Source organism: Nonomuraea sp. CA-141351 (genome assembly GCF_050944675.1).
In the GTDB taxonomy this organism is placed as follows: domain Bacteria; phylum Actinomycetota; class Actinomycetes; order Streptosporangiales; family Streptosporangiaceae; genus Nonomuraea.
On the sequence record NZ_CP191982.1, the window covers coordinates 9506266 to 9527813 of the forward strand.

The 21548-nt window shown below is 71.2% G+C and carries 20 protein-coding genes; 11 read left to right on the forward strand and 9 right to left on the reverse strand.

Features of this window, described 5'->3' with window-relative positions; translation table 11 throughout:
* Positions 1 to 3 precede the first annotated feature (3 nt).
* Entirely contained in the window at positions 4 to 1017 is a 1014-nt protein-coding gene (locus ACQPWU_RS44600) for a Vms1/Ankzf1 family peptidyl-tRNA hydrolase (RefSeq protein WP_433431712.1), read from the forward strand.
* Here the strand turns inward: ACQPWU_RS44600 and ACQPWU_RS44605 are convergent.
* Genes ACQPWU_RS44605 through ACQPWU_RS44615 form a run of 3 tightly spaced genes read right to left on the reverse strand, consistent with a single transcriptional unit; the run spans position 1007 to position 3670 of the window.
* Positions 1007 to 1564, reverse strand: coding sequence for a LutC/YkgG family protein (locus ACQPWU_RS44605; protein ID WP_433431714.1), 558 nt, complete (start codon positions 1562 to 1564; stop codon positions 1007 to 1009). The genes ACQPWU_RS44600 and ACQPWU_RS44605 overlap by 11 nt on opposite strands.
* Positions 1551 to 2942 (reverse strand): lactate utilization protein B, encoded by a 1392-nt coding sequence (locus ACQPWU_RS44610; protein ID WP_433431716.1) that lies wholly within the window; start codon positions 2940 to 2942, stop codon positions 1551 to 1553. The genes ACQPWU_RS44605 and ACQPWU_RS44610 overlap by 14 nt, the downstream gene beginning before the upstream one ends.
* Entirely contained in the window at positions 2939 to 3670 is a 732-nt protein-coding gene (locus ACQPWU_RS44615; RefSeq protein ID WP_360707163.1) for a (Fe-S)-binding protein, read from the reverse strand. Before ACQPWU_RS44615 ends, ACQPWU_RS44610 begins: the two co-directional genes overlap by 4 nt.
* An 85-nt stretch (positions 3671 to 3755) precedes the next feature.
* Here ACQPWU_RS44615 and ACQPWU_RS44620 point away from each other — a divergent pair, with 85 nt between their 5' ends.
* On the forward strand, positions 3756 to 4457 hold the full coding sequence (locus ACQPWU_RS44620; protein WP_433431718.1) for a FadR/GntR family transcriptional regulator: 702 nt from the start codon (positions 3756 to 3758) through the stop codon (positions 4455 to 4457).
* Here the strand turns inward: ACQPWU_RS44620 and ACQPWU_RS44625 are convergent.
* A complete protein-coding gene (locus ACQPWU_RS44625; RefSeq protein WP_433431720.1) occupies positions 4451 to 5884 on the reverse strand; it encodes a sulfatase family protein in 1434 nt (477 codons plus the stop codon). The genes ACQPWU_RS44620 and ACQPWU_RS44625 overlap by 7 nt on opposite strands.
* Before the next feature lie 83 nt (positions 5885 to 5967).
* Here ACQPWU_RS44625 and ACQPWU_RS44630 point away from each other — a divergent pair, with 83 nt between their 5' ends.
* Complete coding sequence (locus ACQPWU_RS44630; protein ID WP_433431722.1) at positions 5968 to 6969, forward strand: LLM class F420-dependent oxidoreductase; 1002 nt, start codon at positions 5968 to 5970, stop codon at positions 6967 to 6969.
* A 54-nt stretch (positions 6970 to 7023) separates the two neighbouring features.
* Here the strand turns inward: ACQPWU_RS44630 and ACQPWU_RS44635 are convergent, their stop codons facing one another.
* Entirely contained in the window at positions 7024 to 7749 is a 726-nt protein-coding gene (locus ACQPWU_RS44635; protein ID WP_433431723.1) for a DUF4328 domain-containing protein, read from the reverse strand.
* 46 nt (positions 7750 to 7795) lie between these two features.
* On the reverse strand, positions 7796 to 8443 hold the full coding sequence (locus ACQPWU_RS44640) for a response regulator (RefSeq protein WP_433431725.1): 648 nt from the start codon (positions 8441 to 8443) through the stop codon (positions 7796 to 7798).
* Between the two features lie 92 nt (positions 8444 to 8535).
* On the opposite strand from ACQPWU_RS44640, the gene ACQPWU_RS44645 reads away from it, so the two are divergent.
* Both ACQPWU_RS44645 and ACQPWU_RS44650 read left to right on the forward strand, forming a co-directional pair.
* Complete coding sequence (locus tag ACQPWU_RS44645; protein ID WP_433431727.1) at positions 8536 to 9228, forward strand: ABC transporter ATP-binding protein; 693 nt, start codon at positions 8536 to 8538, stop codon at positions 9226 to 9228.
* Positions 9225 to 11171, forward strand: a complete 1947-nt coding sequence (locus ACQPWU_RS44650; protein ID WP_433431730.1) for an FtsX-like permease family protein — start codon at positions 9225 to 9227, stop codon at positions 11169 to 11171. Before ACQPWU_RS44645 ends, ACQPWU_RS44650 begins: the two co-directional genes overlap by 4 nt.
* Positions 11172 to 11200: 29 nt before the next feature.
* On the opposite strand, the gene ACQPWU_RS44655 is transcribed toward ACQPWU_RS44650, so the two are convergent.
* The 3 genes from ACQPWU_RS44655 to ACQPWU_RS44665 all read right to left on the reverse strand — a co-directional run bounded on the left by ACQPWU_RS44655 (position 11201) and on the right by ACQPWU_RS44665 (position 15951).
* Positions 11201 to 14857, reverse strand: coding sequence for a DNA polymerase III subunit alpha (locus ACQPWU_RS44655; RefSeq protein WP_433445440.1), 3657 nt, complete (start codon positions 14855 to 14857; stop codon positions 11201 to 11203).
* Entirely contained in the window at positions 14857 to 15123 is a 267-nt protein-coding gene (locus ACQPWU_RS44660; RefSeq protein WP_305915238.1) for a DUF6504 family protein, read from the reverse strand. The genes ACQPWU_RS44655 and ACQPWU_RS44660 overlap by 1 nt, the downstream gene beginning before the upstream one ends.
* A gap of 81 nt (positions 15124 to 15204) precedes the next feature.
* Positions 15205 to 15951 carry a GntR family transcriptional regulator gene (locus ACQPWU_RS44665; RefSeq protein ID WP_433431732.1) on the reverse strand — a complete coding sequence of 249 codons (747 nt, stop codon included), beginning with the start codon at positions 15949 to 15951 and terminating at the stop codon, positions 15205 to 15207.
* Positions 15952 to 16063: 112 nt separating this feature from the next.
* On the opposite strand from ACQPWU_RS44665, the gene ACQPWU_RS44670 reads away from it, so the two are divergent.
* The 6 genes from ACQPWU_RS44670 (at position 16064) to ACQPWU_RS44695 (ending at position 21541) form a co-directional block, all read left to right on the forward strand.
* Positions 16064 to 17218, forward strand: coding sequence for an ABC transporter substrate-binding protein (locus tag ACQPWU_RS44670; protein ID WP_433431734.1), 1155 nt, complete (start codon positions 16064 to 16066; stop codon positions 17216 to 17218).
* On the forward strand, positions 17215 to 18039 hold the full coding sequence (locus ACQPWU_RS44675; protein WP_433431736.1) for an ABC transporter permease: 825 nt from the start codon (positions 17215 to 17217) through the stop codon (positions 18037 to 18039). Before ACQPWU_RS44670 ends, ACQPWU_RS44675 begins: the two co-directional genes overlap by 4 nt.
* Positions 18027 to 18869, forward strand: a complete 843-nt coding sequence (locus ACQPWU_RS44680) for an ABC transporter permease (protein WP_433431738.1) — start codon at positions 18027 to 18029, stop codon at positions 18867 to 18869. Before ACQPWU_RS44675 ends, ACQPWU_RS44680 begins: the two co-directional genes overlap by 13 nt.
* Entirely contained in the window at positions 18866 to 19939 is a 1074-nt protein-coding gene (locus ACQPWU_RS44685; RefSeq protein ID WP_433431739.1) for an ABC transporter ATP-binding protein, read from the forward strand. The genes ACQPWU_RS44680 and ACQPWU_RS44685 overlap by 4 nt, the downstream gene beginning before the upstream one ends.
* Positions 19929 to 20555, forward strand: coding sequence for an HAD family hydrolase (locus tag ACQPWU_RS44690; RefSeq protein WP_433431742.1), 627 nt, complete (start codon positions 19929 to 19931; stop codon positions 20553 to 20555). Before ACQPWU_RS44685 ends, ACQPWU_RS44690 begins: the two co-directional genes overlap by 11 nt.
* An 80-nt stretch (positions 20556 to 20635) precedes the next feature.
* Entirely contained in the window at positions 20636 to 21541 is a 906-nt protein-coding gene (locus ACQPWU_RS44695; RefSeq protein WP_433431744.1) for a hypothetical protein, read from the forward strand.
* Positions 21542 to 21548 lie beyond the last annotated feature (7 nt).

The window sequence follows — 21548 nt, forward strand, 5'->3', positions numbered from 1 at the left end:
ACGGTGCGGCTCGACTTCATCCGACCGCTGTACGAGCGGCACGGCCCGTACGCGTCCGTCTACTTCGGCGCGTACACGGGGACTGAGCGGGAGGCCCACTGGCGCGGCGTGCGCGACACGCTCGAGGACGAGGCCGACAAGGCCACCCTGGAGGCGCTGGAGGAGGAGGCCGGGCGGCCCGCCCCCGGGCGGGCGATGTTCGGCACGCACGGCGACGTGGTGCTGTCCGAGGCGCTTCCCCGGGCACCGTACGATCTGGCCAGGTGGTCGCCGTTGCCGCACGTCACGCCCATGCTCATGATGCGGGGCGAGAACGTCCCGCACATCCGGGTCATCGTGGACCACGCCGGGGCGGAGCTGACGGTGTTCGGCGGCGGGTCGCCGCGCAAGGCCATCGTGGAGGCGGCCGACTGGCCGCTGCAGAAGACCGCGCAGGGCGGCTGGTCGCAGAAACGATACGAGCGGGCGGTGGACGAGACCTGGGAGAAGAACGCCGTGGCCGTCGCCCACGAGATCGACGAGCAGGTGCGCCGCATCGGCGCGGAGCTCATCCTGGTCGCGGGCGAGCCGAAGTCCCGCTCGTACCTGCTGCACCACCTCAACACCAAGTCCGCCGACCGCGTCATGATGGTCGAGCACGGCAGCCGCTCCAACCACGGGCAGTTCGAGGAGGACGTGGAGCGGGCACTCGACGAGTGGCTCGACCGCAAGCGGGCCGAGCTGCTCGAGCGGCACCAGGAGATGTCCGGGCCCGTCGGGATGGCCCGCGTCGCGCAGGCGCTGCGCGAGGGCAGGGTGCACGCGGTGCTCACGCCCGGCGAGCTGCCGAACCCCATCTGGATCGGCGAGGGCGGCACCCAGCTCGCCACCGACCCGGCCGAGCTGCAGCGCTGGGGCGTGGGTGAGCCGGTCAAGGAGCGCTCGGACGCCGCCCTGGCCAGGGCCGCCGCGATGACGGACGCGGAGTTGTGGTTCTCCGACGCCGTCAAGGACGTGGCGGCCGTGCTCAGGTACTGATGATCACCTCGAGGGTACGGGGGCCGTGCACGCCCTCGACCCGGTTCAGCTCGATGTCGCTGGTGGCCGAGGGGCCGCTGATCCAGGTGAGCGGGCGCGCCGGGTCGAGCCGGGCGACGGCCTCCGGCACCCCGGCCACGATCTGGTCGGCCCGCACCACGCACAGGTGGTAGTCGGGGACCAGCGTCTGCGCCCGCGTGCCCTGGCCGGGACCGTGGTCGAGCACGATCGTGCCCGTCTCCGCGATGGCCACGGCGCAGTACGTGATCACTCCGTCGGCCGTGTTCAGGTCGGTCCAGCCGCCTTCGCGGTCGAAGCCGTCGGGGACGAACATGCGGCGGCCCGTGACGCTTTCGTCGATCTTGGCGGGCACCTCGGCTGCGGGGAGCACGTGCACGATGGCCCGGTAGTCGTCCACCCGCTCGGCGAACAGGCCCACGAGGTCCTTTACCTGCTGCGCCGTCCGGTAGTGCCGGGGGATCTCGACGTCCGCCGTGCCGGCGACGGCCTTGCCGATCCGGGCGAGGATCTCCTCACGGGCGCTCATTCCGCTCCCACCAGTCTCTGAATGATTCTTCCGGAATTTCCGGCACGTCTCTGGTGTCCGTCCATGCCGACAGCGGCCCGGGCAGACGTTTCGGTACGAGCCCGCGCAGATGGGTCGCCGCGCGCTGGGCCTTGGCCAGCCGGTTGTGGTCGTTGAGAATCCAGCCCGCCACTTTCATGCCGGCCCGCTCGGCCGCCGCGTGCGGGGCCTTGGCCCGCAGGTCCACCAGGACCTCGGGGATGTCGATGGCGACCGGGCAAACCTCGTAGCAGGCGCCGCACAGGCTGGAGGCGAACGGCAGCGAGGCGTCCAGGTCCGACGACATGCCTCTGAGCTGCGGGGTGAGGATCGCGCCGATCGGGCCCGGGTAGACCGAGCCGTACGCGTGGCCGCCCGCCCGCTCGTACACCGGGCACACGTTCAGGCAGGCCGAGCAGCGGATGCAGCGCAGCGCCTGGCGGCCCACCTCGTCGGCGAGCACGTCCGTGCGGCCGTTGTCCAGGAGCACCAGGTGGAAGTCCTGGCCCTCGACGGCGCCCGTCCACATGCTCGTATAGGGATTCATCCGCTCGCCCGTGGAGCTTCTCGGCAGGAGCTGGAGGAACACCTCCAGATCCCGCCAGGAGGGCAGCAGCTTCTCGATCCCGACGACGCTGATGAGCGTCTCCGGGAGCGTCAGGCACATGCGGCCGTTGCCCTCCGACTCCAGCACGACGAGCGTGCCGGTCTCGGCGATCATGAAGTTGGCGCCGGAGATCGCGACCTTGCTCTTGAGGAAGCGTTCGCGCAGGTGGAGCCGGGCTGCCTCGGCCAGGGCGGGCGGATCGTCGGTCAGGTTCGGCGGGACCTTGGGCATCTTGTCCAGGAAGATCTCGCGGATCTCCGACCGGTTACGGTGGATCGCCGGCACCAGGATGTGGCTGGGAAAGTCGTCGCCGAGCTGGACGATCAGCTCGGCCAGGTCCGTCTCGTACGCGGTGATGCCCTGCTCGGCCAGGGCCTGATTGAGCTCGATCTCCTGGGTGGCCATCGACTTGACCTTGACCACCTCGGTCTCGCCGGTGGCCTTGACCAGGCCCGCGACGATGGCGTTCGCCTCGGCGGCGTCCCTGGCCCAGTGGACCGTGCCGCCTGCCCTGGTCACCGCCTCCTCGAGCTGGACCAGGTAGCGGTCGAGGTTGCGGAGGGTGTGGTCCTTGATCGCTTTGCCGGCCGCGCGGAGCTCCTGCCAGTCCGGCAGCTCGCCGACGACGTTCGCCCGCTTGCCCCGGATGGTGTGGGTGGCCTTGCGGAGGTTGTAGCGAAGCTGAGAGTTTTGTACGGCTTTTTCGGCATTTTTCGGGAAACTGCCGGGCATGCCGAGGAAGGTCGCGCTCATTGGGCCTCCTCCGTGGATGCGAGGATCTCGGCCAGGTGCATCGTCCTGACGCCTGTCTTCTGGCGGCTCAGCGTGCCGCCGATGTGCATCAGGCACGAGTTGTCCGCCGCGCAGAGCACCTCGGCACCGGTGTCCAGGATGTTGCGGGTCTTGTCGGCGCCCATGGCCGCGGAGACGGCCGGGTTCTTGACCGCGAACGTGCCGCCGAAGCCGCAGCACTCCTCGGACCCCGGCAGCGGGACCAGCTCCAGGCCGCGCACGTTCTTCAGCAGCCTGGTGGGCCGGTCGCCGAGGTGGAGGCCGCGGAGCGAGTGGCACGTCGGGTGATATGTCACCCGGTGCGGGAAATATGCGCCAACGTCGTCGGTTTTCAGGACGTCGATCAGGAACTCGGACAGCTCGTACACCTTCGGCACGACCTCCGCGATTGCCGCCGCTCCCCTGCTGCCCGGCTTGGCCAGCTTCGGGTACTGCTCGCGCACCATGGCCGCGCACGACCCCGACGGCGCCACGACGGCGTCGTACCCGGCGAACACCTCGGTGAAGTGGCGGGCCAGCCGCACGCCCTCCTCCCGGTAACCGGTGTTGACGTGCATCTGGCCACAGCACGTCTGGGCGGCGGGGAAGTCCACGTCGCAGCCGAGCCTGCGCAGGAGCGACACGACGGCCTTGCCGGTGCCGGGGAAGAGCGTGTCGTTCACGCACGTGATGAACAAAGCGACTCGCACGACTCTCCTTCCGAGGTATGGTCCGACCACAGTATGGTCAGACCATACCGAACCACATCCTTCCCGGCCACCACGAGGGGGTCCGTTGGACGACAGCGGCTGGCGTCCCGTCAAGCGAACGCGGACGTTCGAGGACGTCCTCGCACAGATCGAGCGGCGCATCACCGAGGACGGCCTCACGGTGGGCGACCGGCTGCCCGCCGAACGCCAGCTCGCCGAGCAGCTCGGCGTCAGCCGCTCGTCGGTACGCGAGGCCATGCGCGTGCTGGAGACCCTCGGCGTCGTGTCCTCGCAGGCAGGGAGGGGACCTGACGCGGGGGCCGTGCTCACCTCGCGCCCCGACACGGCGCTGTCCGACCTGCTCCGGCTGCACCTCGGCCTGGCCAACCTGGAGATGCGCGAGGTCATCGACGCCCGCCACATGATCGAGCAGTGGGCCGCCGCCCACGCCGCCTCCGCACGAGCCGACACCTCCGCGCTCGCCGCCGCTCTTTCCGGAATGGACGCGGCGAAGTCCGCGGAGGAGTTCGTGGAGCACGACACGGCCTTTCACTGCGCGATAGCGGACGCGTCGGGCAACCGGCTCATCGCCGCCATCATGCGCTCGCTCCGGGACTCGATGCGGAGGTACTCGGTCGAAGCGGTGCAGCGCCTGGGCGACACGTCGATCCTGCGCGCCGACCACGTACGCATCCTCGAGGCCATCGACAGCGGCGAAGCGGGCGAGGCCGCCGAGGCGGTCTCCGAGCACCTGGCCCACGCCTACCCCTCGCTGTTCGATCACTGACGCATGTCGGCCTGCCGGCAGGTGGCACCCGAGCAGGTCGCCATCGCCCTCAGCCGCTCCTCGAGGTCGGCCAGGAGCGCGGGATCGGCACCCGCGGCCAGGTTCTGCAGCTCGTACGGATCGTCGTGCAGGTCGTAGAGCTGCGTCTCCCCCGTCTCGTACCGAACATAGGCATATTGATCCGTACGCAAGGCCCGATAGCCGGGCACCGGGGTCTGGGCGGCCGACGCCTCGTTGGCCGGCCTGTTGAACTCGACCAGCACGTTCCTGCGCCACTCCGCCGGCGGTGTGCCCTTCAGCAGGGGCACCAGCGACCGCCCCTCCGCGAACGACGGCGCCGTGGCCCCGCCCAGCTCGGCGAAGGTCGTGGACAGGTCCACCGTCGAGCCCAGCTCGCTGATCGTGGAGTTCGCCTTGATGCCGGGACCGCGGACGACCAGCGGGACCCTGATCGCCTCGTCAAATGGGGTGGTCTTGCCCTGCCTGAGCCGATGCGTACCGAGGTGGAAGCCGTTGTCCGAGGTGAAGAAGATGTAGGTGTTGTCCAGCTGGCCGGTCTGCTGGAGCGCCGTCACCACGGAGCCGACGAGGTCGTCCACGCCGAGCATGGCCCGCATCCTGGCGCGGTAGCGCTCATCGATCTCGTCGATGCCCGCCTGCGAGATCGTGGGCCTCTCGCGCAGCCAGAGCGGCTCGGCGCTCACGTCCTCCTGGTTGAACGAGGGCGTCCGCGGCGCCATGGCCCCGGGGAAGGCGTCCGCGTGCCGGACGGCGGGGTTGTCCGGGTTGTGCGGGCCGATCGGCGCCAGGTACAGGAAGAACGGCTTCTCCTTCGAGCCCGCGATGAAGTCGGCGGCCTTGCGAGCCAGCACGTCCGACAGGTAGTCCTGCTCGGTCCAGCCGTAGTCGAGCAACGCGCCGTTCTCGTTGAGCCGGTAGCCGTACTCCTCGTAGAGGGCGCGGACCGGGACGTCCCATTCGTCCCACCCGGGCGGCACGAACGCCTCGTCGGCCGTCCCTCCCGGGTAGTGATTGAGGTATTTGCCCATCAGCCCCGTGCGGTATCCGGCCTGCTGCATCCAGGTCCCGATAGTGGAACGTTCCAGATCTAGGGTGTGAAAGCGGTCAAAGCCCCCTTCGGGCGCGGTGTTGGTCAGCACGCCATGGCTGTGGACGTACTGGGAGCGCAGGATCGACGACCTGGACGGGCAGCACCAGGAGTTCGTCACGAAGAACCGGTCGAACGAGGCGCCCTGGCGCACGAGGTGCTGGGTGATGTTCGGAAAGTTCGGCAGCGTCCCCGTTTCGAGGTCGTCGGCCAGCACGAGCACGATGTTCGGCCGGGACTTGCCCTCGGCCGTCGTGATCCCGGCCGCCGTCTGGAGAAGAAGCAGAAGGCAGGCGAGACGACACAGACCTTTGATCACAGAGTGTCACTTCCCCGGAAGATCCACCATTGACACGTTGAGCCGCCGCAGCCGTAATAGAACTTAATTCCGGAGGTGTTCTCATGAAACTCGGCCTGAACCTTGGCTACTGGCAGCGCCACGCAGACGACGCGACCGAGTCGGTGCTGGCGGCGGAGCGGCTCGGCTACGACTCGGTGTGGACGGCCGAGGCGTACGGCAGCGACGTGTTCACGCCGCTGGCCTGGTACGGAGCACGTACGAGCCGGATCAAGCTGGGCACCTCGATCGCCCAGATGTCGGCCAGACCGCCCGTGACGACGGCGATGACCGCGATGACCCTCGACCACCTCACCGGCGGCCGGCTGCTGCTCGGCGTGGGCGCCTCGGGCCCGCAGGTCGTGGAGGGCTGGTACGGCCAGCCGTTCGCCAAACCCCTGGCCAGGACCCGCGAGTACGTCGAGATCATGCGCAAGGTCTGGCGCCGCGAGGAGCCGGTCACCAGCGACGGCCCGCACTATCCGCTCCCGCTCGCGGACAGCCTGGGCAAACCGCTCAAGCTCATTACGCATCCGCTCCGCTCCGACATCCCCATCTATCTCGGTGCGGAGGGACCCAAGAACGTCGCCCTGGCCGCGGAGCTGGCCCAGGGCTGGCTGCCGCTGTTCGCGTTCCCCTCCAAGATCGAGGAGATGTACGGCGAGGCGCTCGCGGGCGCTCCCGAGGACTTCGACGTGGCGGCCATGGTGATGGTGGTGATCTCGGACGACGTGCGGGCCGCGCTGGACGGCGTGAAGATGATGCTCACGCTGTACATCGGCGGCATGGGGGCCAAGCACCGCAACTTCCATGCCGACATCATCGGCCGGATGGGCTATGCCGAGGCGGCAGAACACATCCAATCGCTGTACCTCTCCGGCCGGAAGGATGAGGCTTTCCGGGCGATCCCGGACGAACTGGCCGATGGCATCTCGCTCGTCGGCCCGCCCGGGCGGATCAAGGAGCGCCTCGAGCTCTGGCACAAGAGCCCCGTCACGAGCCTCCTGGTCATGGGCCCGCGCGACGAGCCCTCGCTGAGGCGCATCCGCGACCTGGTCCTCGGCTGACGCACGACAGCGCTCCCTGGGGAGCACGCGACGTCGCGGCCGGGAGCGGGCGGTCTAACCCGTGCGGCCGATCGGGGTTGAGCCCGGTGCCGGGTGGGGCGGCTGCGGCGAGAACGTGTGCACGGTGCCGGGCTCGGCGGCCCGGGGAGCGTGGGCGGCGCACTGCAGGCGCGTCAGCTCGCGTACCGTCGCCGCGCACAGCAGGGCGGCCACCGACAAGCAGGCCAGCTCCAGAACCCCCACCCCCGTCAGGCCGCCGCTGGACGAGTCGAGCGGGACCCTGATGGTGACCAGCGCGAGCGTGGCGAGCCAGCTCAGCCACCATGCGGCCAGCAGCGCCACCCACCGCCCCCGGCGCTCCGCGGGCGGCCTGATGCCGTGCCACACCTCGTCCACCAGCACCACGGGCGCCACCAGGTTGACACCGGGGATCAGCCAGGCGGCGGCCACGGGACCGGAGGTGGCCGAGCGGTCGTTGGCCTGCCTGGCCCGCACGAGCCAGGTCACGTAGGCAGCGGCCGCCGCTATCGAGGTGCCCGCCACCAGCATCAGGAGCACCGCGAACACCGTCACCGCCCCCACCACGGCCTCCGCGGCGGGCCCCTGCGGGCGGCCACCGAAGGCGGCGAGCTGGGCGGCGAGGTGATGGCCGCGGGTCCGTTCGAAGATCACCAGGGCGCCAAGGGAGAGGGCCTGGGCGGCGAGCGTCACATATACGGCAAAGGCGGCTCTCGTCGGTGGTACATGGGCGTAGCGCACGTTGTTCTCCCCCCGGGCCATGCGCTGAGGTTCTGATTCACTTGTATCCCGGGAGCCCCGTTGTTAATCAGCTCACGACACCGGATTCCCACGCCCAAGCTGCGATTTCAACTCGATTCCTGACACCGAGCTTGGCCTGGATGCTGCCCAGGTGCGTCTTTACCGTGGAAAGTGACACGAAAAGCTCCCCTGCCACCTCCTGGTTGGTGCGTCCCCTCGCCACCAGGCGCACGACGTCCAGCTCACGGTCGGTCAGCGGGTCGCCGGCGGGAAGCGCCGCCCGCCGCGGCTTGGCCAGGTGCTGCAGCAGCCGTACGGTCACCGACGGCGACACCAGCGCGTCGCCCGCCGCGGCGGCCCTGACCGCCTCGATCAGCAGCGTGGGCCCGCTGTCCTTGAGCAGGAAGCCGGTCGCGCCGGAGCGCAGGGCTCCGTACACGTACTCGTCCAGGTCGAACGTGGTGACGATGACCACCCGCAGCGGGTTCTCCACGCCGGGACCCGCCAGCGCCCGGGTCACCTCCAGCCCGTCGAGCTTGGGCATCCTGATGTCGAGCAGGCACACGTCCGGCCTGAGCCGCCTGGCCTCGGACACCGCCTCCGCGCCGTCGGCCACCGCGGCCACGACCTCCATGTCCGATTGAGCGTCCAAAATCATCTGGAAGCCGGTTCGTACCAGTTGCTGGTCGTCGGCGATGAGAACCCGAATAGTCACGGCCCTAACTCTAAGGATCAGCCGTTCGGCCGAGGCGGAAATGGTCGCACGGCCGATCCGCCGCCCCCTGCCCGGCCGGGAGTCTGTACGGCATGAACGATGTGCTTGTTGGAAGAGCCCTGACCAAGAGGTTCGGGCAGACGGTCGCCCTGGGCGGCGTGGACATCACGGTACGGGCCGGCGAAGCCGTGGCGATCATGGGGCCGAGCGGTTCCGGCAAGTCGACGCTGCTGCACTGCCTGGCCGGGATCATGAAGCCGGACGCGGGCGAGGTTCACCTGCTCGGCCAGCGCATCGACGCGATGGGCGAGCGCGGGCGCAGCGCGCTGCGCCGCACCCGCTTCGGCTTCGTCTTCCAGTTCGGCCAGCTCCTGCCCGAACTGCCCGCGGAGGAGAACGTGGCGCTCCCGCTCATGCTGGGCGGGGTGCCGAGGGGCCAGGCCGTACGCCAGGCACGCGAGTGGTTCGCGCCCCTCGGCCTGCACTCCATGGAGGGCAGGCGGCCGGGTGAGCTGTCCGGCGGGCAGGCCCAGCGGGTGGCGATCGCGAGGGCGCTGGTCAGCAAGCCGGCCGTGGTGTTCGCCGACGAGCCAACGGGGGCGCTCGACCAGCAGACCGGGCAGGACACGATGCGGCTGCTCGTGGAGGCGACCAAGCACAACGGCGCGTCCCTGATCGTCGTCACCCACGACCCGAACGTGGCCGCCTGGTGCGACCGCACCGTCGAGGTCCGCGACGGCCACCTCCTGGCGGGCACGCCCCAGATGGGCCGGGCGCGCGCGTGAACCTCGACCTGACCTGGCGGCTGCTCAAGGGCGGCGGACGCAAGGGAATGCTGGGCACCTGGCTCACGCTGGGCGCCGTCGCCGTGTCCACGGCGCTGCTGCTGTTCGCCGTGGCCGCGAACTACGCCTTCGAGGCCAGGGCCGACCGCGGCGCCTGGCGCAACCCCGTACCTGCCAAGGCCGGCGCGGTCGCGATCGAGGCGTCCCGCTTCGACTTCGTCGGCGAGCAGGCGATCACGGTCGTCGACCTGGCCGCACTCAAGGCCGATGCTCCCGCGCCGCCCGGGCTGCCCCGCTTCCCCGCTCCCGGCGAGGTGTGGCTGTCCCCGGCGCTGGCCGAGCTGGCCAAGCAACTCCCGGCCGGCCGGCTCGCCAAGCGCTACCCCGACGTCAAGGGCGTGCTGGGCGACGAGGCGCTGGTCCACCCGGGTGAGCTGGTCGCGGTGGCCGGTCACAAGCCGGACGCGCCCGAGATGACGGCGGCGCGCAGCGACGACTGGATCGTCGGCAAGGGCCCGACCCGGGTGGCGAGTCTCGCGGGCACCCCGTCGGAGGACTCCGAGGCGTACCGCGCGCTCACGCTCGTCGCGAGCGTGCTCATGGTGGTGCCGCTGCTGGTGTTCGGCGGCGCCGCGGCCAGGCTCACGGTCGCGCGGCGCGACCAGCGGCTGGCGACTCTCAGACTGGTGGGTGCGACGCCAGGGCAGGTCATCCGCATGACCGTGACCGAGGCGGTGATCGTGGCGCTGGCGGGCGCGCTGCTCGGCACCGTCGGCTACGCGGTCGCCGCGCCGCTGCTGGCCCGCATCCCGATCGCGGGCGGCGCGTGGTTCGTCTCCGACCTGTTCCCCTCCCCGCTGATCCTGGCGGCGGTGCTGGTGGCGGTGCCGCTGCTGGTGGGCCTGTCCGCCGTGGCGGGGCTGAGGCGGGTCGTGGTGAGCCCGCTCGGGGTGGCCAAGCGTGAGACGCCGCCCGCCATGCGGTTCGTACGGGTCCTCGCGCTGCTGGCCGCGCTGGCGGTGTTCCCGCTGCTGACCAGGGGGACCAGTGTCGCGATCGTGGCGGTGGCGCTCGGGCTGGCGTTCCTGTGCATCAACCTGGCCGGCCCGTGGGTGGTCGGCATGATCGGCCGGATCACCGCTCGCGGCGCCCGGGGGCCCGCTCGGCTGCTGGCGGGCCGCAGGCTGGTCGACGATCCGCGATCCGCCTGGCGCACGGTGAGCGGCGTCGCTCTGACCGGCTTCGTCGCGGGCTTCCTCGGCCTGCTCAGCCCGGCCGCGTTCGCCGGCGACCAGGCGCCTCCCCAGCTCCGGCTCTCCGCGCCCGCCGCGCAGGCGACGGCCGTCGTCGACCAGGCCCGCGACCGGCTGCGGGCGGCGGGGGTCACCGCGACGGTGAAGGTCACCGGACGGTCCTCCGCGCCCGTCGTGGTCGCCGCCCTGGGCAGCCAGGCCGACACGGCCACGGTCGACCGGGCACGCACCGCGCTGGCCGGGCTCGTTCCCGGGCGGACCCCCACGACGGAGGAGGACGACCAGCGGTTCGGCATCCAGATCCTTTCCGACGTCCGGGTGGGCACGATCGTGGTGCTGTCGGTGTCGTTCCTGGTGGCCATCGCCAGCTCGGGGATCACGGCCGCGTCGTCCGTGCTGGACCGGCGGCAGACGTACGGGCTGCTGCGGCTGGCGGGCACGCCGCTGGAGGTGCTCGACCGGGCCCGGCGGGCGGAGACGCTCATCCCGCTGACGGTGATGGGGGGCGGGGCGATCCTGGTGGGGGTGTTCTGCGCGGTGCCGTTCATGATCGGCGGTATGAACGCGGTGGGCGTGCTCACGCTGGCGGGATGCGTCGTCGCGGGCTTCGCCGGGGTGATCGCCGCGGGGGCTCTGAGCCGGCCCCTGCTCCGCTCGGTAACCGCCGACCCGGCCCCGCGCCCGGACTGACCCGCCGGTGTCCGTGGCGCGGGAGGACGTCAGGCCGCTGTGTGGCCGGAGCTGCCGGGGCTGGCGTGCCAGAGTTGCCTGGGTGGGGTGGTGACGGCGGGGCCGAGGTCGGAGTAGGGCGAGAGGCGGAAGCCGTTGGCGTACTCGATCTTGCGGCCCTTCACCCCCGCGACCTTGGCCGGCGCCTCGGCGAGGAGGGCGCGGACCGCCTCGATGCCCTCCGAGCGCCAGAGCGCCTCCAGGTCCGCCAGGTCCCAGCAGTCCACCGCCCGCAGCGACACCGCCCGCGTCCCCGTGCGCCTGACCACCCCCCTGGCCAGCATGAGCCACGAGCCGAACACCGTCGCCGCGCACCGCCCCTGCACCGACTCGAAGAACGTCAGGTCGATCGGCCCCGTCGAGTCGTCGAGCGTGGTGAAGATGACCCGCTGCCCCGAGCGCACGGCGGGCGTCTGCGTGGCCACCTTGACCCCCGCGACCAGCACCTCGGCCCCGTTGCGCTGCTTCAGGAGATCTCTGGAACGTACCACTCCGAGCCCGTCGAGCAGCTCGTCGTAGAAGGTGATGACGTGACGGCTGATGTCGATGCCCAGGATCTCCAGCTCGGCCTCGACCATCTCCGTCTCCGTCATCTCGGGCAGCTCCCCCGGCGGCAGGTGCTCGGTGAAGCTCAGCGGGAGCTGCACGGACGGCTCCGCCGCGGACGGAGCAGGCCGGGTGGTGTAGCGCTTGGAGGTACGCGGCCCCGACCGCACGCCGATCGACGAGGCCCGCTCGAGCGTCCCCACCTGGGCGATCAGGTCGCGGCGGGTCAGCTCGCCCGGACGCCAGCGAGGCCCGCCCGGGTGCAGGTCGTGGAGCGCGTCCAGCCCGCCGACCTGGACGATCCGCTCGATGGTCGGCCGGGAGGGCCGGGCACGGTCCCAGAAGTCGGCCAGCGACGTGTACGGCTGCCCGGCGACCATGCGTTCGACCTCGGCCTCGCTCACTCCCTTGACCGCCGAGAACGGCACCCGCAACGCGTACCCCTTGCCGATCTCCCCGATCTTGAACTCCCTGCGCACCGGGGAGGAGGCGCCCTCCAGCGAGGCGGGACGCACGCGCAGCCCGAGCCGCTCCACCCGCCAGTCCTTGCCCGACTTGTTGATGTCGAGCGGCAGGATCTTGATCCCGCACTGCCTGGCCTCGTCGATGATGACGCGCGGCGGGTACATGCCCGGCTCGTGCGTGAGCACCCCGGCGAAGAACGCCGCCGCGTGGTGTCGCTTCAGCCAGGCCGACTGGTACGTGGGCAGCGCGAACGCCGCCGCGTGCGCCTTGCAGAAGCCGAAGGCCCCGAACGCGTCCAGCACCTGCCAGGCGCGGTCGACGGCCGTGTCGTCGAAGCCGTTGGCCTTGGCCATGGGCACGAACGTCTTGCGCACCAGCTCCCGCCCCTCCGGCGTGGCCAGCGTGCGCCGCAAGATCTCGGCGAACGACAGGTCCCGCCCCGTCATCACCTCGATGATCCTGAGCACCTGCTCGTGGAACACCACGACGCCGTGCGTCTCCTTCAGCGCCTCCCGCAGCCTCTCGTGCGGGTAGTACGGCTTCCGCCACCCATGCCTGGCCTCCAGGTAGGGGGTGACCATGTCGGAGTTGACCGGGCCCGGCCTGAACAGCGAGATGTCCACGATCAGGTCGTGCATCCTGCGCGGCTCCAGCTTGGCGACCAGCTCGCGCTGTCCCGGCGACTCGATCTGGAAGCAGCCGAGGGTGCGGCTGGCGCAGATCATGTCGTAGGTGTCCTGGTCGTCGTGCGGCACGTACTGGACGCCGGGCTCCTCGCCGGTCTGGGTGTCCAGCTCGACCACCACGTCGTCCACCCGCTTGATCTCGCTCAGCGCGTACGCCATCGCGGACTGCATCCGCACGCCCAGCACGTCGAGCTTGAGCAGCCCGGCCTCCTCCACGTCCTCCTTGTCGAACTGCGACATCGGGAACTCCAGCAGACTGCGCTCCACCGGCGTCCTGTCCCGCAGGCCCCCGTTGCCGATCAGCACGCCGCACGGATGCAGCGCGATGTGCCTGGGCAGCCCGTCGAGCTTCTCCGCCAGCCGGAACACCCGGTCGAGCCCTGCCTCGCCGAGCCGGCTCTCGCGCAGCTCGGGCAGGTCGTGGAGGGACGCGGTGATCTGCTTGGCCCTGATGTGCGGGAACGCCTTCGCGATGGCGTCGATCTCGTGCGGAGGCAGGCCCATGGCCCCGGCGACGTCGCGGATGGCGCTGCGCGCCCGGTAGGTCTCCATCATGGACACGCAGGCCACGCGCGCCTCGCCGTACTGCTCGAAGATCGCCTTGTAGCAGTCGAGGCGGCGGGCCGACTCCACGTCCATGTCGATGTCGGGCAGCCCGATGCGGCCCTCCGACAGGAAGCGCTCCATGAGCAGGCCGTGGTCGAGGGGGTTAACCTCGCCGATGCCGATGAGGTAGTTGACCAGGCTGCCCGCGCCGGAGCCGCGGATGGCGCAGCGGATGCCCATGCCGCGGATCATGTCCGTGATGCCGGCCACGGCGATGAAATATCCGGACAGGCGCTTGCGCTCGATGATGGCCATCTCGTCCCGGAGGCGCCGCCTGGCGTCGCCGGAGCGGCCGAGGCCACGCCTGATCAGCCCGTCCTCCACCCGGTGGCGCAGCAGCGGCACCGGATCGCGGCCGATCTCGGGCAGGTGCAGGTTGGGCGGGTCGCTCCGCAGCGCGAGCAGTCCGTCCGGATCCACCGAGCACGCCTCGGCCAGCCGCCTGGTCGTGAACAGCAGCCGCGCCACCCGCTCCTGGTCCGCGCCGCAGACCTTGGTCGCCACCTGCCGCATCTCCTTGGTGCTCTTGAGGTAGGCGTGGGAGGTGGTGCGCTCCAGGTGGCGGGGGTGCAGCGGGACGAGCTGGCGGGCCGCGTCGAGCACGTCGCCGACCTGGTGGTCGGCCGGGTCGAGGTAGCGCACCGCGTTGGTCAGCACGGCCGGGACGCCCATGGACTCGGCCAGGCCGAGCATGCGCACGGCCGTGGTGGCGTCGCGGTAGCCGTACTGGTCGACCAGCTCGATCACCACGCCGGGCACCGCGGCGCGCCACAGGCCGAGCAGCGTCCTGGCGTGCTCGTCGCGCCGCTCGGCCACCGCGCGGCCCACGTCGGACCTGGGGCCGAGCAGCACCACGAGCCCGTCCTCGGCGCCGAACCCGTGGTCACCGCCGCGTCCGTCGTCGCGCCCGCCCGCCCACTCGCCGATCAGCTCGCGGGTCACCGTGGGCGTGCCGCGCTCGCCCGCGTAATGCGCGGACGTGACCAGGCGGCACAGGCGTGACCAGCCCTTGGAGCGGGCCAGCACCGTGACGCGGTCCTCGGCGTTCGGCCCGGTCTTGGGACGAGGCGTGTGGCGCCCGGGCATGTCCAGCCCGGGCACTCCGAGCCCCGGCAGCGGGGGAAGGGCGTCGAGCGCCAGGTTCACACCGAAGACCGCGGAGATCCCGGCCTCCGCGCACGCCTGGGCGTGCTTGATCGCGCCGTAGAGCCCGTCGCGGTCGGTCAGCGCGAGGATGTCCATCCCATGCTCGACCGCCCGGCTCACCAGCGCCTGCGGGAAGGCCGTGCCGTAGCGCATGGAGTACGCGGAGCACACGCTGAGGTGCGGGAACGGCGGCGCCATCAGTCCCACGCCCTCAGGAGCAGCCAGCCGTTGCCGGCGGTGTCGTAACGCAGCTCGTACGAGCCCACCTCGCGCCCGGGGCTGGCCTCCACCCGCCAGAACTGGCGCTCACCCGGGTCGCCCTCGCCGGTCTTCCACCACTCGCGCGCAACGACCCAGTGGTCGAGGACCCGGCGGACGAGGTAGAGCCGGTCACGCCAGACGAACTGGGTCGGCTCCCCGTCCCTGGTCCACACCTCTATCGGATCGCCATAGAGTCTGCTCAAGACGCTTTCTCCCCGCGGCTCTAATCGTATGCTGAGCCACCCGGGGGAAGACGGGTGCGCTTATAAGTCGAACATATGTTCTCAGGGCTCCCAGCGCAAGTCGCCTGCACGCCGCACGAGCGGATTGGCGCCGATCGAGTTGCGGATGCTGAAGGTGACGCTGCCCGCCCGGTAACGGTCGTCCGACGACTCCACGGGGCGGCCGTCGTGCGTGGTCGTGGTCCTGCGCTGGCGCAGGAGCGGGCTGCCGCGGCGCACCCCTAACAGGCGGGCGTCCTGGGCGCCCGCGGCCACCGCGTCGATGAGGTGCTCGCCGTAGGCGAACACGAGGCCGATCGAGTCGTACAGCGCCTCGGTGACGGACTCGCAGTCGGCCGGGAGCGCCTCGACGGCGGCGGCCACCCACCCGGCGTACACGGTCCGCTCCACCAGGACGGGCTCGGCCTCCAGCGAGCGCAGACGCAGCACCTCAAGGACCTCCCTGGAGGCCAGCCTGGCGAATTCGGCGGCGCTCGCGCGCCTGCGGTGCTGGGCGATCACCTGGCCGCCGAAGCGGTAGCCGTTCGCGCGCGCCCACTGCGCGAAGCTGTGCAGCTCGGCGAAGCTCTGGCTGCGTGCCCTGCCGAGCACGATGCGCCTGGCGCCCTGCCGGGAGCCGATCAGGCCCTCGGCGGCGAGCACGGCCACCGCCTGGCGCACGGTGCCCCGGGACGCGCGGTGGCGCTCGGCCAGCTCGGCCTCGCTCGGGAGCTGCGAACCGACCGCGAGCGCGCCGGAGACGATCTCGTTCCGCAGCTCATCGGCAATCAGTTCATAGCGCGCAACCATCCGCGCCCCTTCCCATTCATGAAAGAGCAACATTCATGCGACTTACTGGTGCTCGCTTGTTTGTACAAGTTCGCTTACGTTCCTTCCACACCCCCTGGAAAGTGGAGGCGTCGTGTTCACACTTCGCGCCCGTGCGGCCGGCCTTGCCGCAGCCCTTACCGTAGTCACCGCGGCGTGCGGCGCCGCTCCCGGCACCCAGCAGTCCGGCCAGCAGTCCGGTACGGCGGCGAACGCCGCCACCGCGACCTCGGCCGCGGACTTCGGCGGCTTCGACAAGCTGGTCGAGGCGGCCAAGAAGGAGGGGAACCTCCACGTCATCGCCCTTCCTCCGGACTGGGCCAACTATGGGGAGATCATCCAGAAGTTCCAGGCCAAGTACGGCATCAAGATCGAGAGCGAGACGCCGGACGCGGCCAGCGCCGACGAGATCAACGCGGTGAAGACCCGCAAGGGTCAGGACCGTGCCCCCGACGTGCTCGACCTGGGCCAGTCGTTCGCGATCAGCGGGGCCACGGAGGGCCTGTTCGCGCCGTACAAGGTGCAGTCCTTCGACAAGATCCCCGAGGGGCAGAAGGAGCCCACCGGGCTCTGGACCAACGACTACGGCGGCTACGTGTCCATCGGCTGCGACGCCAAGAAGATCGCCACGTGCCCGACGAGCTTCGCCGACCTGCTCAAGCCCGAGTACAAGGGCAAGGTCGCGATGAACGGCAACCCCATCAAGTCGGGCTCGGCCTTCGCCGGCGTGTTCGCCGCCGCCCTCGCCAACGGCGGCTCGTTCGACGACATCCAGCCCGGCATCGAGTTCTTCAAGAAGCTGAAGGCGGCGGGCAACTACAACCCGGTCGAGACCACGCCCGCGACCATCGAGAAGGGCGAGACCCAGATCAGCATCGACTGGGATTACAACAACGCCGCCTACGCGCCCCAGATGACGCCCAAGGGCCTCGACTGGAAGGTGAACGTGCCGACCGACGGCAAGTACTTCCAGATGTACGCCCAGGCCGTCAACAAGGACGCCCCGCACCCGGCCGCCGCCAGGCTGTGGCAGGAGTACCTCTACAGCGCCGAGGGCCAGAACCTCTTCCTCAAGGGCTTCGCCCGTCCCGTGCTGCTGCCCTCGATGACCGCCGACGGCACCGTGGACAAGGCGCTGGCCGAGAAGCTGCCCTCGGTGGAGGGCACGCCCACGTTCCCGACGTCCGCGCAGGTGGACGCGGCCAAGGCCAAGCTGGCCAGCGGCTGGGACGCCGCGATCTCGGGATGAGCCGCTCGCGCTCGAGGGGCTGGCTGGGGGCGCTGCCGCTGCTGGCCTTCTTCGCGCTCGTCTTCGGCGTCCCCGCCGTCGCGCTGGTGGCGGGGGCGTTCACGGCGCAGGGGCGGCCGAGCCTGGCGAACCTGTCGCAGAGCCTGCAGGGTGGCTACCTCACCGCGATGCTCGGCAGCGTGAAGCTGTCCGCCGTGGTGGCGCTGCTGGGGGCCGTGCTGGGGACGTTCCTCGCCTACGCCGTCGTGACCTCCCGCTTCGCCTTGCTCCGCGAGGCCGTGCTGACGGCCTCGGGCGTGCTGGCCAACTTCGGCGGGGTGCCGCTGGCGTTCTTCTGGATCGCCACGCTGGGCAACTCCGGCGTGGTCAGCGGCCTCGTCGGGCTGCCGTCAGGCTCGCTCTACACGTTCTGGGGCCTGGCGGTGGTCTACCTGTACTTCTCGATCCCGCTGATGGTGCTGGTCATGGCGCCGGCGCTGGACGGGCTGCGGCCGCAGTGGCGCGAGGCGGCGGCCAACAACGGAGCCACCGCCTGGCACTACTGGCGCTTCGTGGCGCTGCCGGTGCTCACGCCGGCGATGCTGGGCGGAGTGGTGCTGCTGTTCGGGTCGGCCTTCTCCGCGTACGCGACCGCCAACGCCATGGTCGGGACCGTCGTTCCCCTGGTCACGTTGAAGATCGCCAGCGCGCTCACCGGCGACGTGCTGATCGGCTACGAGAACATCGCGCTGGCCCTCAGCCTCGACATGGTCGTGGTGGCCGGGCTGGTGATGGCGATCTACCTGCCACTGCAGAAGAGGAGCTCCCGATGGCTGCGCTGACCGGCCTGGAGCGGGTCTCCGGGAGCGTCTCGCGGCCCCGCGTGTGGCGCGGGGTGGCGTTCCTGATGGCCGCCGCCTACTTCCTGGTCCCGCTCGGGGCCTCGCTCTGGTACACGATCTACACGCCGGCCACCGGGGTGTCGTTCTCGGCCTATGGCGAGCTGCTGACGGCCGAGGGGTTCGTGCACTCGCTGCTGCTGTCGCTGTCGCTGGCCGCCGCCACGATCGTGCTGGTGCTGCTGCTCGCGCTGCCCGCGATGCTGGCCGTGCGGCTCTTCGCGCCGCGGCTGCGCCCGCTGATGGAGGTGCTGTGCACGCTCCCCCTGGTGGTGCCGCCGATCACCTTCGTGGCCGGGATCGGGACGTCGCTGCGCACCGGGACCGACGTGCTGGCTCCGACGCCGTTCTGGGGCACGTTGATCGCGGTGCAGGACCCGGCCTTCCCCACGGTGCTGGTGCTCGCGTACGTGGTGCTGGTGCTGCCGTTCGTGTACCGGTCGCTGGACGCGGGGCTGCGCACCATGGACGTGCGGACGCTGGTGGAGGCGGCCCGCAGCCTGGGCGCTTCGTGGCCGTACGTGCTGGCCAGGGTGGTCGTGCCGAATCTGCGCTCGGCCCTGGCCAGCGCGTCGTTCCTGACGCTGGCCCTGGTTCTGGGCGAGTACACCGTGGCCAGCCTGCTGGGGTACCAGCCGTTCGCGGTGTGGATCGTGACCGTGGCCGGTTCCAAGGGGCAGCTCTCCGTCGCGGTGTCGATACTCAGCCTGCTGCTCATCTGGCTGCTGCTTCTCGCCGTGTCCTCGGCATTCGGTAAGGAGAAAGGGAAATGACCGCATCGGTGGAGTTCCGCGCGCTGCGGCGGGTGTACGGCAAGACGGTCGCGCTGGACGGCTTCGACCTCATCGTCGCCCCCGGCGAGTTCGTGGCGCTGCTGGGCCCCTCGGGCTGCGGGAAGACGACGGCGCTGCGCTGCGTGGCCGGGTTCGAGCGGCCGGACTCGGGAGCGGTGCTGGTGGGAGGCAGGGACATCACGGACGTCCCGGCCAACAAGCGGGACGCCGGCATGGTCTTCCAGTCCTACTCCCTCTTCCCCAACCTGAACGCCCGCGACAACGTGGCCTTCGGCCTGCGCGTACGCAAGGTGCCCGCGGCCGCCAGGCGGAAGAAGGCGGACGAACTGCTCGAGCTGGTCGGTCTCCCCTCTCACGCCGACCGCTACCCGCACCAGCTCTCCGGCGGCCAGCAGCAGCGCGTCGCCCTGGCCCGGGCGCTCGCCTTGGAGCCGAGCGTCCTGCTGCTGGACGAACCGCTGTCCGCGCTGGATGCCAAGGTCCGCGTGTCGCTGCGCGAGGAGATCCGCCGCCTCCAGCTCGACCTGGGCATCACGACCATCTTCGTGACCCATGACCAGGAGGAGGCCCTGTCGATCGCGGACCGGGTGGCGGTGCTGCGCGACGGGCGGGTCGAACAGGCCGGCTCGCCCGCCGAGATCTACGACCGCCCGGCCACGCCGTTCGTGGCGGAGTTCGTCGGCACCATGAACCACCTGGCCGGGCAGGTCTCCGGAGACCAGGTCACGGTGCTCGGCCGGCTCCTGCCCGTGGACGGCCCGGTGCCCGCCGATCCGTCCGTGGACGTCCTCATCCGTCCCGAGGCCGTCCAGGTCTCCCCTGCCCCCGACGGGGCCGCCCAGGTGATCGCCGCGTCCTTCCGCGGCGCCTCCGTCCGGCTCCGGGTGGCGGTGGAAGGCGGCGAGGTCCTGGCCGACGTGCCAGGCCACGAGGCGGTACGTCTCACGCCGGGTACACGGGTCACGGTCCGCCTGGTGGACCGCCCCGTCCTGGTCGCGCCGCGCACGGTCACGGTCCCCGCCCCCGTCGTCGCGGCCGATGCCGTCTGAGCGGGGTGGCCCGGATGCCGTCCTGTTCGACATGGACGGCACCCTGGTCGACACCGAGGGACTGTGGTGGCAGGCCGCCGCCTCCGTCGCCGCGTCCCTCGGCCGCTCCTTGGGGGGCGACGACGAGCCGTACGTCGTCGGGCGCACGATCGAGGACGTGGCCGCATACCTGCTCGCGCCGGACCCCCTGCCCCAGGACGCGCCGCGCCTGCCGGAGGTGGTCAGGCGGCTCACGGACGCCTTCGCCGACCGCGTCGAACAGGGATTGACGGTCATGCCGGGGGCGCCGGAGCTCCTGGCCGGGCTGGCCGCCACCGCCATCCCGACGGCCCTGGTCAGCGCCTCTCCCCGGAGCATCGTGGAGCTGGTGCTGCCGCGGATCGGGCACGCGTTCGACCTGGTGATCGCGAACGAGGACACGGCGCGCGGCAAGCCGTACCCGGACCCGTACCTGGAGGCGGCCCGGCGGCTGGGCGCGGCGCCCTCGCGCTGCGTCGCCGTCGAGGACAGCCCCGCCGGCATCGCGGCCGCCACGGCCGCGGGCTGTCACGTGCTGGTGGCCTCACCCGAGGGCCTGCCCTCGTTGCCTCATATACGTGCTCACAGAAACCGCTGATCCGGCCTCCCTCGTACGGGGGATGAGAACGGCTCTTGGAGGGGAGGGCCGGGCCGGGCTAACGGCACATGATGACGGGCATGTCGAATGTCTCGACCGTGCGGAGCCGGGCGGGTGTCGCGCTGGCCTCGGTCACCCTCTACGGCGCGTTGCGGGTCTACTGGCAGCTCGGCCACATGCCGGAGCGCCTGTCCCCCGTCGGTCCCGACCTGCTGGTGTTCGACGGGTGGGCGGCCGTGGGGCTGTGCGGGGCGGCGGTGGCGGTGCTGGGAGCCATGATGGCCCTGCCGCGGGCGGGGCGCGGCCAGTGGGCGCTGGCAGGGCCGGCGTGGGTCGTGGGCGGCGCGCTCGTCGTGGCGGGGGCCCTGTTGCTGCTCGACGTCGTCGGGTTCATCGTTCCCGGGATGGGCATCCCCGTCCATCCGCTGGGGGCGGCCAGCAAGGCGGCCTGCGTGGGGTCGGGGGTGCTGGTGTGGTGGACCGCACGGGCGTACCGGCCCGCGCGGCCCAGGGCTCTGGCGCACACCCCGCGCTGGGCTTTCGCGGGCGCCTACGTCGCCGTCGGCGGGTGCCTCGCGCGGATCCTGGCGCAGGCGGCCGTCGGGTTCGGGGGCGGGGCCTGGCTCTTCGAGGCCGGGTTCCTGCTGGCCGGGACGGTGCTGCCGCTGGCGCTCGTCCATCGGTGGGGACGGGTGTGGCCGCGCTGGGTGCCGGTGCTGGCCGGGCGGGCTGTGCCGCGGCGGCTGGTGTTGTGGCCGGGGGCGGCGGTGTCGGGTGCGCTGATCGCGTACTTCGGGGTGGGGCTCGGGCAGATGGTGGCCGAGCGGCTCTCCGGGCAGGTCCCGTTCGCCCAGAGCGGCCTTCCTGAGGGCTTCTACTGGGTCGCCGTTCCCGGCTACGTGCTGTGGGGTGCCGGCATGGCGGTGGCGGCGCTGGCGTACGCATGGCGTACACGTCCCCCTGCGGGGTTCGCGGCGTATCGGTAAGCTAGCG